Source organism: Streptomyces sp. NPDC000348 (genome assembly GCF_042898795.1).
Taxonomy (GTDB): Bacteria; Actinomycetota; Actinomycetes; order Streptomycetales; family Streptomycetaceae; genus Streptomyces.
Window position 1 is genome coordinate 38,708 of sequence record NZ_JBIAZD010000024.1, and the last position, 13,056, is coordinate 51,763.

Below are 13,056 nucleotides of genomic sequence, written 5' to 3' on the forward strand. Positions count from 1 at the left end.
CTTGATGCCGCCCAACGGATCCCAGGCTCGGCGCGAGGAGATCCTCAGGCTCGCCACCACCACCGGCCTGGCCAGCGTCGAGGAGCTGTCACGGCACTTCGGCGTGACCGCGTCCACCATCCGCCGCGACCTCGCCCGGCTCACCGCCGACGGCCGGCTGGCCCGCACGTACGGCGGGGCGATGGCGCTGAACGCGCACCCGGAGGCGTCGCTGCGCCAGCGCACCACGGAGGCGTACGCGCAGAAGCGGGCCATCGCCCGGTGGGCGGCGGCGCAGGTCCAGCCCGGTGAGACCGTGCTGCTGGACGCCGGGTCGACGGTCGGGGCGCTGGCCCACGAGCTGCGCACGGCGCGGGACCTCACGGTCGCCACCACCGGCCTGACCGCGCTGCACGAACTGGCGGACGTGGAGTCCGTGCACGTGGAGTGCCTGGGCGGCACGCTGCGCCCGCTCAGCCAGGCCTTCGTCGGCCCGCTGACGGAGGCGGCGCTGGAGCGGATGACGTTCGACCGGGTCTTCCTGTCCGCGGACGGGGTGACCGCGGACGGCGGGATCTGCGAGGCGGACCTGCGCCAGACCCGGCTGAAGGAACTGATGGCCCGCCGGGCCGCCCGCGTCTACGTCCTGGCGCACGCGGCGAAACTGGGCCGGGCCCCGTTCCACGCGTGGGCCACGCTGCCGCCCGGCTGGACGCTGGTCACGGACGCCTCGGCGACGGACGCCGACGTGGCCGCGTTCACCGGGCGCGGCACCCGGGTGGTGCTGGCCGAGCCGGTGGAGGAGCCGGTACCGGACCGGCCCGCGCCGCCGGACGGGGACTGAGGGCGGCGCTCCCCGCCGATGCGTTTCGGTCAGCGCACGAGGACCGACAGGGGGGACGGGCGGAGGGGGGCCAGGGGCACGGGGTCCTCGCGGAGGATGACCTGGAGCGTCTCCTTCAGACGGCGGGACGGCTCGATGCCGAGGTGGTCGGTGAGCTGACGGCGGGTGCTGTGGTAGGTCTCCAGGGCCTCCGCCCGGCGGCCGACGCGGTACAGCGCGAGCATCAGCAGTTCGGTGATGCGTTCCCGCCACGGGTGCACCACGCCGATCGCCCGCAGCTCGCCGATCGCGTCCTCGGTGAGACCGCAGCGCAGTTTCAGCTCCAGCTTGGCCTCGTGCGCGGCCAGGTACTCCTCCTCCAGCTGGACCGCCGTGCTGTGGCACAGCGGACTGGTGCCGGTGTCCTGCAGCGGCTTGCCCTGCCACAGGGCGATTCCGGACTCCAGCAGGTCGATGGCGGCCATCGGGTCCCGGTCGGCCATGCCCCTGGCGTCCGCGATCCGGCGCCGGAAGCCGTTCATGTCGATCCGGGCGGGGTCGACCTTCAGGACGTACCCCGCGGAGTGGGTGACGAGGGCCGGTGCCGGCTCGGACGGCTCGGCGAGGCGGTTCAGCGTGCGGCGCAGCCGGGAGACCTGGGCCTGGAGCGCGTTGTGCGCCGTGTGGGGCAGGTCGTCGCCCCAGAGTTCGCTGTAGAGCTGCTCGTTCGTCAGCAGCCGACTGCCGCTGACGAGAAGTGAGGCCAGCAGGATCCGTTGACGGGAGCCGGCGATCGGAACGTGCTCGTCCTTGGTGATGATCCCGACAGGGCCGAGGAGCGTGAATTCCATGGCGAAAGCCTCACACGCTGCGCTCGTCCGATTCTTGAGGCGCATCTCATGCGCCTCTGGACTCCCGCTGGAGACGAGTTTCAGCCAAGCCGGTCATATGACCGTTCATGTCGGACTGGTGATCGGGGGCACTACTGGAACTACGCGCGTCGTGTCAGCATCGAACCGCTGGCAACACACGGGGAGAGGTTGGCTGTGGAGATCAAGCTGTTAGGCACCCTGACTGCCAACTTTGGGGAAGCGTTCTGGACACCCAGCGCGGCCAAACACCGTCAGGTACTGGCCCTGCTGGCGCTGCGGGCCCGGCGCACGGTACCGGTGTGGGAACTGGTCGACGAGCTCTGGGGAGACCACCCGCCGCGCAGCGCCCAGGCGACGTTGCAGACGTACATGATGCAGTTGAGGCGCGGGATCGCCGCCGTGTGCGGCATCGGCGGCATGGTCCGGGCCAAGGAGATCCTCGCCACCGCGCACGGCGGCTACGTGCTCAACGCGACGCCCGACCAGGTGGACGCACTGGAGCACGAGAGCCTGGTGTCCGCGGGACTGGCCGCGGCCCGCAAGCGGGACCACCGGCTCACGTCCGACCTGCTCAACCAGGCTCTGGGGCTGTGGCGGGGCGATGTGCTGTTCGACGTACCGCTGGGTCCGGTGCTGCAGGTGGAGGTGCTGCGGCTGCAGGAGTCGCGGCTGAGCGCGTTCGAGATCTGCGTCGCGGCCGACCTGGCCCTGGGCCGGGGCATCGAGGTCCTGGCCAGGCTCACGGAGCTGGCGGCGCGCTATCCGCTGCACGAGCGCTTCCACCTCCAGCTGATGCTGTCGCAGTACCAGGCGGGCCGGATGTGGCAGGCGCTGGAGACCTACCGGCGGCTGCACACCCGGCTCGTGACGGAGCTGGGTCTCGAGCCCTCGGAGGCGGTCCGCGAGGCGCACCAGCGGATGCTGCGCGGTGACTCGCCGGTGCCCGCCGCGGTCGTCGGCGACTGGGACTGGGGCATGCGGACGGATTTCGGCCACGTGCCGCTGCGCAGCGGCGAGCCCGCGTGACGCTCGCCGCTGCGCGGCGGCGAGCCCGCCTGACGCGGTCAGCGCGCCGTCAGGGCGGTGTGACCGGCCCCGGCTACGGTACCCGGCGGCGGAATCCACCGCCGTGCGCGGTGCGCCGATCGGGGGTCACGGGTGACAGCGACGGGTACGACCACTGCGGAGCCGGCGCTGCTGCTCGTGAGCCACGGCAGCCGCGACCCCCGGCACGCCGGGACGGTGCGGGCGCTGACCGGCCGGATCCGGTCGCAGCGCCCCGGCCTGACGGTGGTGACCGCTTTCCTGGAGTTCGACACACCGGGGGTGGCGGGCGCGCTGGAGGACCTGCGGCGGGCCGGCGTCGGGGCGGCCGTGGCGGTTCCGCTGCTGCTGACCCGCGCCTACCACGCCAAGACCGACCTGCCGGCGGCGCTGGCGGGGGTTTCGGGGCCGAGCGTGCGCCAGGCGGCCGTGCTGGGCGGCTCGGCGCTGCTCGTGCGGGCGGTGGAGCGGCGGCTCTTCGAAGCCGGCCTGTCCCCCGCCGACCGGGCCACGACCGGGGTCGTCCTGTCCGCCGCGGGTTCCAGGGACCCGGAGGCGATCGAGTCGGTCGGCGCGGCGGCCCGGGAGCTGCGGCGGGCCGGGTGGCTCGCGGTGCGGCCGGCGTTCGTCACCGGCCCGCTGCCCCGGCCCGGCGACGTCGTCCGCGACCTGCGCGCGCTCGGTGCGCCGCGGGTGGCGGTCGCCCCCTACGTCCTGGCGCCGGGCCTGCTGCCCGACCGCATCGCGGCCGAGGCGGCCTCGGCCCGGGCCGACGTCCTCTCGGCGCCGCTCGGCGACGCCCCGGAACTGGCCCGGCTCGTCACCCGGCGCTGGCACGAGGCCCACGCCGTGACGAACGCCTCCGCGGTGTGAACCTCCGTGTGCGCCGGCCGTGCGGATCGTCGGCCGACGCACACGGGGAGCGACCCCCGCACGCCCGCACCATGACGGACGCACCCGCCGTGCGAGGCTTCGCGGACGCCCACCGTGCGGACCGCCCACCGGCACACACGGAGAACGACCCCCGCACGCCCGCACCATGACGGACGCACCCGCCGTGCGAGGCTTCGCGGGCGCCGGTCGGTGCGTGCGGGGGACGGCGGCCGCGCCCCCGCCGTCCGGCGGGGGCGTGCCGTGTGGTGGGTTCGGCCGGGCGGGGGTCACGTCAGGGCGTGGAAGGCCCGCCGGTACCACAGGAGTGCGTCCGTCGGGGTGCCCTGGACGGGGCCCTGGCGCACGGCGGTGAGGGCGCCGACCAGGAGGGTGTGGTCGCCGACCGGGATCGTCCGGTGGGTCAGGCAGCGGAAGGCGGCCGTGGCGTCGGGGAACCAGGGGAGGTCGGTGCCGGGCCAGGTGGTGAAGCCGCTGCCGGCGAAGCGGTCGATGTTCTGCCGGGCGAACCGGTCGGCCAGCCGGCGGTGCCGGTCGGCGAGGACGTGGACGACGAACTCCCGCGAGGTGACCAGGGCGTGGTGGCAGCTGGAGGTGTGGGCGACGGCGACCTGGAGGAGCGGTGGGTCGAGGGACACCGACGTCACCGAGCTCGCGGTGCAGCCCCGGCGTCCGCCCCGGCCGTCCGAGGTGGTCACCACGGTGACGGGAGAGGCCAGCTCGGCCATGGCGTCCCGGAACTGCTGGGCGCTCACCAGGGGCGCCTGCTGGGATGTGGGTGTCGACGTCATGATCGCCCTCCTGGGGTCGCGGCAGCGGTGAGTGGCCGGGGCGTACGGGTGGGGCGGATCAGCCGAAGCGGTTCGGGGACATGAAGTCGATGGGCACCGTCGTCTCCTCGCCCCGGACGATCTGGGCGAGGGCCTCCCCGATCCCGGTGGCGTGTTTGAAGCCGTGCGCGTTGTCGCCGCCCGCCACCACGACGCGCGGATCACCGCCGGGCCGGCCGATGACGAACTGGCCGTCCGGCGTACGGGTCAGCATGCAGACCGCGACCTTCGACGGCAGCGGTTCGAGACCGGGCAGCTTGGCCGGCAGCAGGGCGGCCAGGGCGGACCAGTCGAGCGGTCCGACCGAGCGGTCGTAGGCCTCGGGGTCGAGGGGCAGCGCGTCGGCCCGGTCCTCGATGCCGAGCTTGACGTCGTGGCCGCCCTCCGCGCCGTTGCCCCACAGGATCGTTCCGTCGTCCAGTTCCCGCATGAACACGGGGAACTGCTCCAGGCCGAAGGTCTCGTCCTGCGGCTCCAGTGGCCGGAACCAGGTGATGGGCATCCGCACGGTCCGCAGCGGCAGCCCGCCGACCAGCGAGGACAGCCAGGAGCCGACCGTGAACACCACCTGCCGCACCCGCAGTTCACCCTGGGACGTGCGCAGCACCACCCCGCCGGGGACCAGGTCGTAGGTGGTGATCCTGGTGTCGGTGAGGACCCGGGCGCCGCACTTCTCGGCCCGGTTCACCGCCGCACGGATCGACAGCTCCGGCCTGATGATGCCGGCGGACGGCTCCCGGACGCCGATGTGGCCCTCGGGGACCCCCACGTGACGGGGGTAGTGGAAGCGCAGCGCCTGTCCGGTGAGGGTGCTCACCTCGATGCCGTGGCGGTAGGCGGCGGTCAGCGTGCCGCCCGCGACCCGGCCGTCCTTCGGGCCGATCAGCAGGCCGCCCACGGGGAAGAACAGCTGCTGGTCGGCGGAGTCCTCCAGCCGGCCCCACAGTTCACGGGAGCGCCGGGCCAGCGGGACGAGCCCCGGGTGCTCCAGGCAGGTGACGCGGAACATCCGTGAGCCGCCGTGCGAGGAGCCCAGCGAGTGGCCCGGCTGGTGGCGCTCGACGCCGATGGCGTCCACGCCGCGCTCGGCGAGCTGCCACAGCGCGCACGCTCCCCACGCCCCCAGGCCGACCACCGCGACCTCCGCGTCCCACTGCGCCATGTGTCCTCAACTCCTCACCTGTGGCTGCGACCACGACAGGGTCCAGACGACCACGGCGCGGGCGGCCGGATCGTGAGTAGCCGCCACTCACTCCGCCGGACACCGCGGTCACCGGGGCGGCGGCCGAGATGAGTACCCGGCACTCAGGCGGGCGGACGGCGGTCCGGGGTCAGCTGGGCAGGAGCAGGGGTGTGCGACCGCGGAGGTGCAGATGCAGTTTCGAGTGCTGGGCGTCCCCGAGCTCCACGACGACGTCGCGGACCGGTGGGTGCCCCTGACCAGTCCCAAACAGCGGCAGCTCCTGGGGGCGCTGCTGGTCCGGCCCGGGGTGCCGGTCCCCACGGACCGGCTGATCGAGGAGCTGTGGAGCGGGGGTGCGCCCAGCAAGGCGGTGAACGCCCTCCAGGCGCACGTGTCGCGGCTGCGGCAGCTGCTGATCGAGGCGGAGCCGTCCCGGGCCAACACCCCGCGGCTGGTCGCCCGCGACACGGGCTACGTGCTGGAGGCGCGCCCCGAGGAGCTGGACAGCGCCCGGTTCCGGCTGGGCGCGGCGCGGGCCGCCGCGCTCCTGGCCGGTGACCCGCGCGCCGCCTGCGCGCTGCTGAAGGAGGCCCTGGGCCTGTGGCGGGGGCCGGCGATGGCCGGCAGCACCAGCGGTCCGCTGTGCGCGGGGGCGGCGGCGGAGCTGGAGGAGGAGCGGCTGGCCGCCCGGAAACTGCTGTACGACACCTACCTGCGCCTCGGCCTCCGCCACCAGGCCGTTCCCGAGCTGCGCGGTCCGGCTCCCGTCACGCCGGGGGACCGTGGTGAGCTGGTGCGGCTGCGGGCCCGGGTCGACGAGCTCGTCGACGAGCAGCGGCTGCTGCGCTCCCAGGTCGAGGAGCTCTCCCTGCTCCTGGGCTCCGGGGCGCTCAGCCGCCGCTGACGACCGGTCTCACTCCGTGAAGGCGGGAGCCACCTCCTGGGCGAACAGTTCCATGGCCCGGGCGGCGCGGCCGTAGGCGAGGCCGCCGGGGCTGAACTGCAGGCTGACCGTCAGATCCGCGCCGAACTCCTCGCGTGTCCGCTGAAGTTGCGCGCGCACCTGTTCCGCGTCGCCGGCGTACACCTTGTTCGCCGCCAGGGACGCCGCGAAGTCGTAGTTCCTGGCCTTCTCCAGGAATTTCTCGTAACCCGGGTAATCGGCCCGCGTTCCCTTCGCGAGCGGCTCCACCGCCTTCGCCATGTGGTCGATGTAGGAGCGCTCGTAGAATTCGCCGGTCCGGCGGGCCTCGGCGGCGTCGTCCGCCAGATAGCAGGTGTACTTGATCTGAATGCGGCGGGCCGCCGGGTCGTGGCCCGCCTCGTCCCAGGCGGCCCGGTACTTCTGCAGCATCGCGGAAAGCTGCTCGGCGCTGGTGACCGACGGCACCACCTGGAGGTGGTGGCCGGCCGCGCCGGCGGCCGCGCACGATTCCGGGCTCGTCGCGGAGGCGATGAAGACCGGCGGGTGGGGAGCCTGGTACGGCCGGGGCAGCAGGGTGACGGGCCCGAAGCGGTGGAAGCGGCCCTCGAAGACGACGTCCTCCTCGCTCCACAGCCGTACGCACGCCTCGACGCCCTCGTCGAACCGGGCGCGGCTCTCGTCCATCGGGATGCCGAACGCCTCGAACTCCGTGGGCAGGAAGCCGCGGCCGAAGCCGACGTCGAGCCGGCCGTGCGAGAGGTGGTCGAGCATGGCCAGCTTGCCCGCCAGTTTGACGGGGTGGGTGAACGCCGGGACGACCGCGCCCGTCGTGATGCGGATGCGGCTCGTGCGGGCGGCCATCGCGGTCAGCAGGGTGACCGGATCGGGGGAGTAACCGCCGTACCCGGTGAAGTAGTGCTCCACGGTCTGGACGTGTTCGAAGTCCAGCGCCTCCGCGAGTTCCACCAGGCGGAGGGTCTCGTCGTAGTAGGCCGTTGCGCTCTTCTGCGCGGGATCGATCACCGGAAAGAAATTCACGCCGAATTTCATAAACGCTTCGCCCCTCGTGTCGACTGGGTGTACGGCCCTCTCGTGCGGTTCTTTCCGAATCATGAGCCCGGACTTCCCGGCGGAGCAAGCCTTCCCGGGCAGATTGACGGCGTGTCAAACCCGTGTCAGGCCAGCGCACTTGCCGCATCGGCGGGCCCGTCACAAACGTAGAGTCGTTCGCGTCGCCCATGTCGGCGACGGGAAGACAATCCCCGAATCCTGCCGGAGGGTACTTATGCGCGGGGCCTACAAAGTTCCGTACGCGAGTCGCGGAAGCATCCTCGGTGCGACGGAGGCGGCGGCTCTGGGAAAGCTGCTCGAATCCGGTGAGTCACTGTCCATGGGTTCCTGGAGGGAGCGGTTCGAGCGGCGTTTCAGCGAGTACGCCGGCACCCGGTACGCGCTGAGCGTCACCAGCGGCACCGTCGCCCTGGAACTCGCCGTCCACCTGCTCGACCTGGCGCCGGGCGACGAGGTCGTCGTCACCCCGCAGACCTTCCAGGCGACCGTGCAGCCCCTGCTCGACCGACAGGTCCGGGTGCGGTTCTGCGACATCGACCGGGAATCGCTCAACATGGACCCGGCGTCGCTGAAGAACCTCATCACGGACCGGACCCGGGCCATCCTGCTGGTCCACTACGGCGGCTGGCCCGCCGAGATGGACGAGATCGTGACCATGGCCAGGGAGCGGGGCATCCTCGTCGTCGAGGACTGCGCGCACGCGCTGGGGGCCCGCTACGACGGCCGGCGCCCCGGTTCGCTCGGCGACATCGGCTGCTTCAGCTTCCACGCGTCGAAGAACATCACCACGCTCGGCGAGGGCGGCATGCTCACCTTCGACCGCGACGACTGGGCGGAGCGGATCGACCGGCTGCGCTCCAACGAGGTCGACGGGGTGTTCGTCGCCGGGAGCGCGTCGCCGCTGGAGGCGCCGGAGCTGCTGCCCTGGATGAAGTACTCGTCGTCGGTGTACCGGGACGCCTGCCTGGGAGTGCGCCGCAGCGGCACCAACGCGACGCTGTCGGAGGCCGCCTGTGTGGTGGGGCTGCACCAGCTCGACCGGCTGGAGGACCTCGTCGACCGGCGGCGGGCCATCGCGGCGCGGCTGAACGCGGTGGTGGACCGTCATCCGCACGCCAGGGCCGGCCGCCCCCGTCCGGGTGTGCACCACGCCCAGCACCTGTACACCTGCTTCGTGTCCGGGCCCCGCGGCACCCGTGAGGCCCTGGTGCGCGGACTCGACGCGCGGGGCGTGGAGGTGCAGCTCCGCTACTTCCCGCTGCACCTGCTGCCGGAGTGGCGGTCCCGTGGGCACGGGCCCGGCGAGTGCCCGGTGGCCGAGGAGCTGTGGTTCACCGAGCACGTCAACCTGCCCTGCCACCCGGGGCTGAGCGACGAGCAGGTGGACCACCTGGCCGAGGCCCTGGACGCGGCCCTGGAGGACGCGCGCACCGTGATCGAGAACGCCGGGAACCGTACGACCGTACCGAGCATGAAGGAGACCTCCCATGCCGCTCATTGACGTCAAGCTCTACGAGGGCCGCCTGGACGGCGCCACCGAGACGGAGCTGATCGCCCGGATCACCGACGCGGTCGCCGAGGTGTTCGGCGACTCGGCGCGCGCCGCGACCTGGGTCGTCCTGCAGGAGGTGCCCGCCACCCGCTGGGGCATCGCCGGCGTACCGGGGAAGCCGCCGCTCTCGGCGCGGGGGTGAAGCCGGGAGCGGCGGCCACACCGGTCCCCCGGCGGGTCCGCGAGAGCGGCCCGCCGGGGGATTCTCAGTTGGCCACGGGTGTCTTCGCCAGGCGCCAGCCCCGGCTGCGGCTGCGCTCGGCCCAGAAGTCGGCGTACCGGCCGTCCTGGGCGATGAGCTCGTCGTGCGTGCCGCGCTGGACGATGTGGCCGCCGTCCAGCACCAGGATCTGGTCCGCGGCGCGCACCGTCTGCAGCCGGTGGGCGATCACCAGCAGGGTGCGGTCGCGGGTGAGCTCCGACAGGGCGTCCTGGACGGCTCGCTCGTTCGCGGGGTCCAGGGACGAGGTGGCCTCGTCCAGCAGGACGATCGGCGCGTCCTTGAGCAGCGCCCGGGCGATGGAGATGCGCTGGCGCTCACCGCCGGACAGTGCCGCGCCGCCCGCTCCGACCTGCGCGGACCAGCCGCCCGGGAGCCGTTCGGCGATCTCGTCGACCCGCGCCTGCCGGGCGGCCCGGCGCACCTCGGCGTCGGTCGCGTCGGGCCGGCCGGCCCTGATGTTGTCCTCGATGGTGCCCTCGAAGAGGTAGACGTCCTGGAACACCACGGAGATCCGGGACATCAGGTCCTCGGCCGGCAGTTCGCGGACGTCCACGCCGCCCACCCGGACGGCGCCCCCGTCCACGTCCCAGAAGCGGGCGATCAGGCGCGCGATCGTCGTCTTGCCGGAACCGGAGGGCCCGATCAGCGCGGTCATCGTGCGCTCGGGGATGCGGAAGCCGACGCCGTCCAGCACCTTGCGGCCGTCGCCGTAGGAGAACTCCACCGTGTCGAACTCGATGTCCGTGCCGGCCGGGTGGACCGGGCGCTCCGGCTCGGGCAGCGGCTTCTCGTCCAGCAGCCGCTGCACCCGGTCGAGGGCCGCGCTCGTCGAGCGCAGCGCCGAGCCGAGGTTGGCGGCCTCCGCCATCGGCTCCACGAACCGCGCGGCCAGCACCAGCAGGGCCAGCAGCTCGGGCACCTCGAGCGATCCGCCGAGGGCGAGGTAGGCGCCGTACACCAGGATCACCGTGAAGGCCGCCTGCACGGTGAGGGTGAAGCCGACCTGTCCGGGGACGCCCGCCACCATGACCTGGCGTCCGGCGTCCCGCTGGGCGGACAGCGCCTCGTCGAGCCGGCTGCCGCCGGCCGCCCCGGAGCCGGGGAAGGCGCGCAGCACCGGCTGCACCTCGGCGTATTCGATGACCCGGTTGGCCCCCTCCGTCATGGTCCCGGCGCGCAGCCGGTCGGCGGCGGCGGTGCGGTTGGTGCTCCAGCGCAGGACCAGCGCGATGAACGGGGCGGTGCAGGTCGCGGCGAGCGCGAGCCGCCAGTCGAACAGGTACATGAGCACGACCACCGCGGCCGGGGTGAGCAGCCCGCTGATCAGCGGGCGGAACAGGTAGCCGGGGACGCGCATGATGCCCATCACGGACTGGGTGGTGAGATTGCTCAGCTCACCGGTCCGGGTCGGGCCGAACCAGCCGAGGGGCAGCGTGGAGACGTGGTCGCCGATGCGGTGGTGCAGCACCCTGGAGAGCGCGGCGCCCGCCTGGAACCCGGCCTTGGTGGCCAGGTAGTGGACCGCGGACTGGGCCACGGCCGCGGCGGCCAGGGCCCACACCCAGGGCCACGCCCGGTCGGGATCGTCGCCCAGCAGCCGCTCGAGCACCGGCACGATCAGGACGAACGCCACCGCCTGCAGGACCGCTCCGAGGACCTGGAGGGCGAGTACGTTCCGCAGCAGCCGCCGCTCGGCGGGACCGACCACGGCCATCAGTTGACGGATCATCAGACGGCCTCCTCGACCGCGGGACGGCCGGCGACGGACGCGCGGACCGTGGTGTCGTCGGCGGACTCCTCCACGCCGCGGGGCTGCCAGGTGGTGCTGCGCTCGTGGGCCCGCCACATGCCCGCGTAGGTGCCCCCGAGGGCCAGCAGTTCGGCGTGGGTGCCCCGCTCCGCCACGCGGCCGCCGTCCAGGACGACGATCTGGTCGGCGTCCTTCACCGTGGACAGGCGGTGCGCGATGACCAGCAGGGTGCGGCCGCGGGTGAGCTCCGACAGGGCGTCCTGGACGGCCGCCTCGGACTCGGGGTCCGCGTACGCGGTGGCCTCGTCCAGGACGAGGACCGGGGTGTCGGCGAGCATGGCCCGGGCGATGGACAGGCGCTGGGCCTCGCCGCCGGAGAACCGGGCGTCCTCGCCGACCACGGAGTCGTAGCCGCGCGGCAGCTCCGTGATCCGGTCGTGGATGCGGGCCCGCCTCGCGGCGTCCATGAGCTCCTCGTCGGTGGCGTCCGGCCGGGCGATCAGCAGGTTGGCGCGGACGGTGTCGCGCAGCAGCCGCACGTCCTGGAAGACGAAGGACATCCGGCGGTAGATCTCCTCGGGGGCGAGGTTGCGCAGGTCCGTGCCGCCGACGCGGATGGTGCCCTCGTCCGGGTCCCAGAAGCGCGGCAGCAGCGACGCCAGCGTGCTCTTGCCCGCGCCCGAGGGGCCCACCAGCGCGGTGGTCGTCCCCGGTGCCAGGGTCAGGTCGACGCCGTCGAGGACGCGGTGCTCGCCGTCGTGGGAGAAGCCGACGCCCTCGAAGGTCACCGCTCCGGGGCCGGCCGTCGCGGGGTGCACGGGCAGGGGCAGTTCGGGGGTGGCCAGCACCTCGCCGATGCGGTCCGCGGCGGCCTTCGCGGCCCGGACCTCCTCCTCGGCGAAGCTGATCGTCAGCACCGGGGTGGTGATGCCCACGGCGAGCAGCGCGAACGGGACCAGGTCCTCGGGCGCGGTGTGGCCGGCGGTGATCAGGGCGGTGCCGCCGAGCAGCACGGTGAGCAGCATGACGGGCGCCGAGAGCACGATCTCGGACAGCGCCCTGGGCGCGACCAGCGAGTCGACCCAGCCGCGGAAGAACGCGGCGAACCGGTCGGCCGCGTCGGTGTAGCGGCGGTGGGCGCGCCGGGTCTGGCCGAAGGTCTTCACCACGGCGATGCCCTGGACGAACTCCACGGCCGCGCCGTTGATGTCGGTCATCGCGGCGTCCAGCGCGGGCAGGTTCTTCTTGAACGCCGCGCCGGTGCGGCCGAACAGGCCGATGCCGAGGACCAGCGGGATCATCGTGATCAGCGCCAGGCGCCAGTCCACCCAGAACAGGTAGGCGAGCGTCGACAGCGGCACGATCACGGCGGCCGTCAGCTCCAGCAGGGAGTGCGCGACCAGGTGGTGCAGTGCGTGCACGTCGTCCTGCACGGCCTTCTTCACGGCGCCCCCGCCGCGCCCCGAGAACCAGCCCAGCGGGACCCTGTCGAGCCGGCCGATGAGCAGCCGGCGGACGGAGAGCTGGAGGTCGTTCTCGGCGAGGTGGCTGACGGCGCTGGCGGTCACCAGGAACAGCAGCCGCACCAGGAGGCAGGCGCCCGCGAGGGCGGTGACGGTCCAGGCGCGGTCGCGGTCCACCGGACCGTCCGCGAGCAGCACCCGGGCCAGTTCGGCCACGGCGACGAACGGGGCGATGTTGAGCAGGGCGGCGACTGCCTGGCAGAGCACCGCCAGAGCCAGCCTCCTGCGGACGGGCTGCAGTAATGACGGAAGCGCGGCGGGTTCCGCGGGCATCGTCGTCCTCCAATTCGGATACGGGGCGTTACTACCCACTGGGTAATACTAGATGTTACTACCCACTGGGTAATAAGCTCTGTCCACCATACGATGGACCGGGCGGGCCGGGTCAAG

The 13,056-nt window shown here is 73.1% G+C and carries 12 protein-coding genes; 6 read left to right on the top strand and 6 right to left on the bottom strand.

Annotation, left to right across the window (positions count from 1 at the left end; genetic code table 11):
* Positions 1-4: 4 nt before the first annotated feature.
* Positions 5-823 (top strand): DeoR/GlpR family DNA-binding transcription regulator, encoded by an 819-nt coding sequence (locus ACFY3N_RS32600; protein ID WP_390820415.1) that lies wholly within the window; start codon positions 5-7, stop codon positions 821-823.
* Between the two features lie 29 nt (positions 824-852).
* Here ACFY3N_RS32600 and ACFY3N_RS32605 read toward each other — a convergent pair whose 3' ends face one another.
* Positions 853-1,653 (bottom strand): BTAD domain-containing putative transcriptional regulator, encoded by an 801-nt coding sequence (locus ACFY3N_RS32605; protein WP_390820416.1) that lies wholly within the window; start codon positions 1,651-1,653, stop codon positions 853-855.
* Between the two features lie 195 nt (positions 1,654-1,848).
* On the opposite strand from ACFY3N_RS32605, the gene ACFY3N_RS32610 reads away from it, so the two are divergent.
* The gene (locus ACFY3N_RS32610) at positions 1,849-2,700 is read left to right on the top strand and encodes a BTAD domain-containing putative transcriptional regulator (protein WP_390820417.1); all 852 of its coding nucleotides are present in this window, start codon (positions 1,849-1,851) and stop codon (positions 2,698-2,700) included.
* Positions 2,701-2,832: 132 nt separating this feature from the next.
* The gene (locus tag ACFY3N_RS32615) at positions 2,833-3,591 is read left to right on the top strand and encodes a sirohydrochlorin chelatase (RefSeq protein ID WP_390820418.1); all 759 of its coding nucleotides are present in this window, start codon (positions 2,833-2,835) and stop codon (positions 3,589-3,591) included.
* A gap of 287 nt (positions 3,592-3,878) precedes the next feature.
* Here ACFY3N_RS32615 and ACFY3N_RS32620 read toward each other — a convergent pair whose 3' ends face one another.
* Complete coding sequence (locus ACFY3N_RS32620) at positions 3,879-4,400, bottom strand: flavin reductase family protein (protein ID WP_390820419.1); 522 nt, start codon at positions 4,398-4,400, stop codon at positions 3,879-3,881.
* A gap of 58 nt (positions 4,401-4,458) precedes the next feature.
* Entirely contained in the window at positions 4,459-5,601 is a 1,143-nt protein-coding gene (gene solA, locus ACFY3N_RS32625; RefSeq protein WP_390820420.1) for an N-methyl-L-tryptophan oxidase, read from the bottom strand.
* A gap of 211 nt (positions 5,602-5,812) precedes the next feature.
* Here solA and ACFY3N_RS32630 point away from each other — a divergent pair, with 211 nt between their 5' ends.
* Positions 5,813-6,526 (top strand): BTAD domain-containing putative transcriptional regulator, encoded by a 714-nt coding sequence (locus ACFY3N_RS32630; protein ID WP_390820421.1) that lies wholly within the window; start codon positions 5,813-5,815, stop codon positions 6,524-6,526.
* A 9-nt stretch (positions 6,527-6,535) separates the two neighbouring features.
* Here the strand turns inward: ACFY3N_RS32630 and ACFY3N_RS32635 are convergent, their stop codons facing one another.
* Positions 6,536-7,585, bottom strand: coding sequence for an LLM class flavin-dependent oxidoreductase (locus ACFY3N_RS32635; protein ID WP_390820422.1), 1,050 nt, complete (start codon positions 7,583-7,585; stop codon positions 6,536-6,538).
* Positions 7,586-7,832: 247 nt separating this feature from the next.
* Here ACFY3N_RS32635 and ACFY3N_RS32640 point away from each other — a divergent pair, with 247 nt between their 5' ends.
* Positions 7,833-9,119 (top strand): DegT/DnrJ/EryC1/StrS family aminotransferase, encoded by a 1,287-nt coding sequence (locus tag ACFY3N_RS32640; protein WP_390820423.1) that lies wholly within the window; start codon positions 7,833-7,835, stop codon positions 9,117-9,119.
* Positions 9,106-9,312 carry a 4-oxalocrotonate tautomerase family protein gene (locus ACFY3N_RS32645; RefSeq protein ID WP_040905972.1) on the top strand — a complete coding sequence of 69 codons (207 nt, stop codon included), beginning with the start codon at positions 9,106-9,108 and terminating at the stop codon, positions 9,310-9,312. Before ACFY3N_RS32640 ends, ACFY3N_RS32645 begins: the two co-directional genes overlap by 14 nt.
* Before the next feature lie 64 nt (positions 9,313-9,376).
* On the opposite strand, the gene ACFY3N_RS32650 is transcribed toward ACFY3N_RS32645, so the two are convergent.
* A complete protein-coding gene (locus tag ACFY3N_RS32650) occupies positions 9,377-11,122 on the bottom strand; it encodes an ABC transporter ATP-binding protein (protein WP_390820424.1) in 1,746 nt (581 codons plus the stop codon).
* Positions 11,122-12,939, bottom strand: a complete 1,818-nt coding sequence (locus tag ACFY3N_RS32655; RefSeq protein WP_390820425.1) for an ABC transporter ATP-binding protein — start codon at positions 12,937-12,939, stop codon at positions 11,122-11,124. Before ACFY3N_RS32655 ends, ACFY3N_RS32650 begins: the two co-directional genes overlap by 1 nt.
* Positions 12,940-13,056: the final 117 nt, after the last annotated feature.

Coding starts and splice junctions, on each gene's coding strand:
- ACFY3N_RS32650 (WP_390820424.1), bottom strand. CDS start 11,122: ATGATCCGTCAACTGATGGCCGTGGTCGGTCCCGCCGAGCGGCGGCTG.
- ACFY3N_RS32600 (WP_390820415.1), top strand. CDS start 5: ATGCCGCCCAACGGATCCCAGGCTCGGCGCGAGGAGATCCTCAGGCTC.
- ACFY3N_RS32605 (WP_390820416.1), bottom strand. CDS start 1,653: ATGGAATTCACGCTCCTCGGCCCTGTCGGGATCATCACCAAGGACGAG.
- ACFY3N_RS32620 (WP_390820419.1), bottom strand. CDS start 4,400: ATGACGTCGACACCCACATCCCAGCAGGCGCCCCTGGTGAGCGCCCAG.
- ACFY3N_RS32640 (WP_390820423.1), top strand. CDS start 7,833: ATGCGCGGGGCCTACAAAGTTCCGTACGCGAGTCGCGGAAGCATCCTC.
- solA (WP_390820420.1), bottom strand. CDS start 5,601: ATGGCGCAGTGGGACGCGGAGGTCGCGGTGGTCGGCCTGGGGGCGTGG.
- ACFY3N_RS32630 (WP_390820421.1), top strand. CDS start 5,813: ATGCAGTTTCGAGTGCTGGGCGTCCCCGAGCTCCACGACGACGTCGCG.
- ACFY3N_RS32645 (WP_040905972.1), top strand. CDS start 9,106: ATGCCGCTCATTGACGTCAAGCTCTACGAGGGCCGCCTGGACGGCGCC.
- ACFY3N_RS32655 (WP_390820425.1), bottom strand. CDS start 12,939: ATGCCCGCGGAACCCGCCGCGCTTCCGTCATTACTGCAGCCCGTCCGC.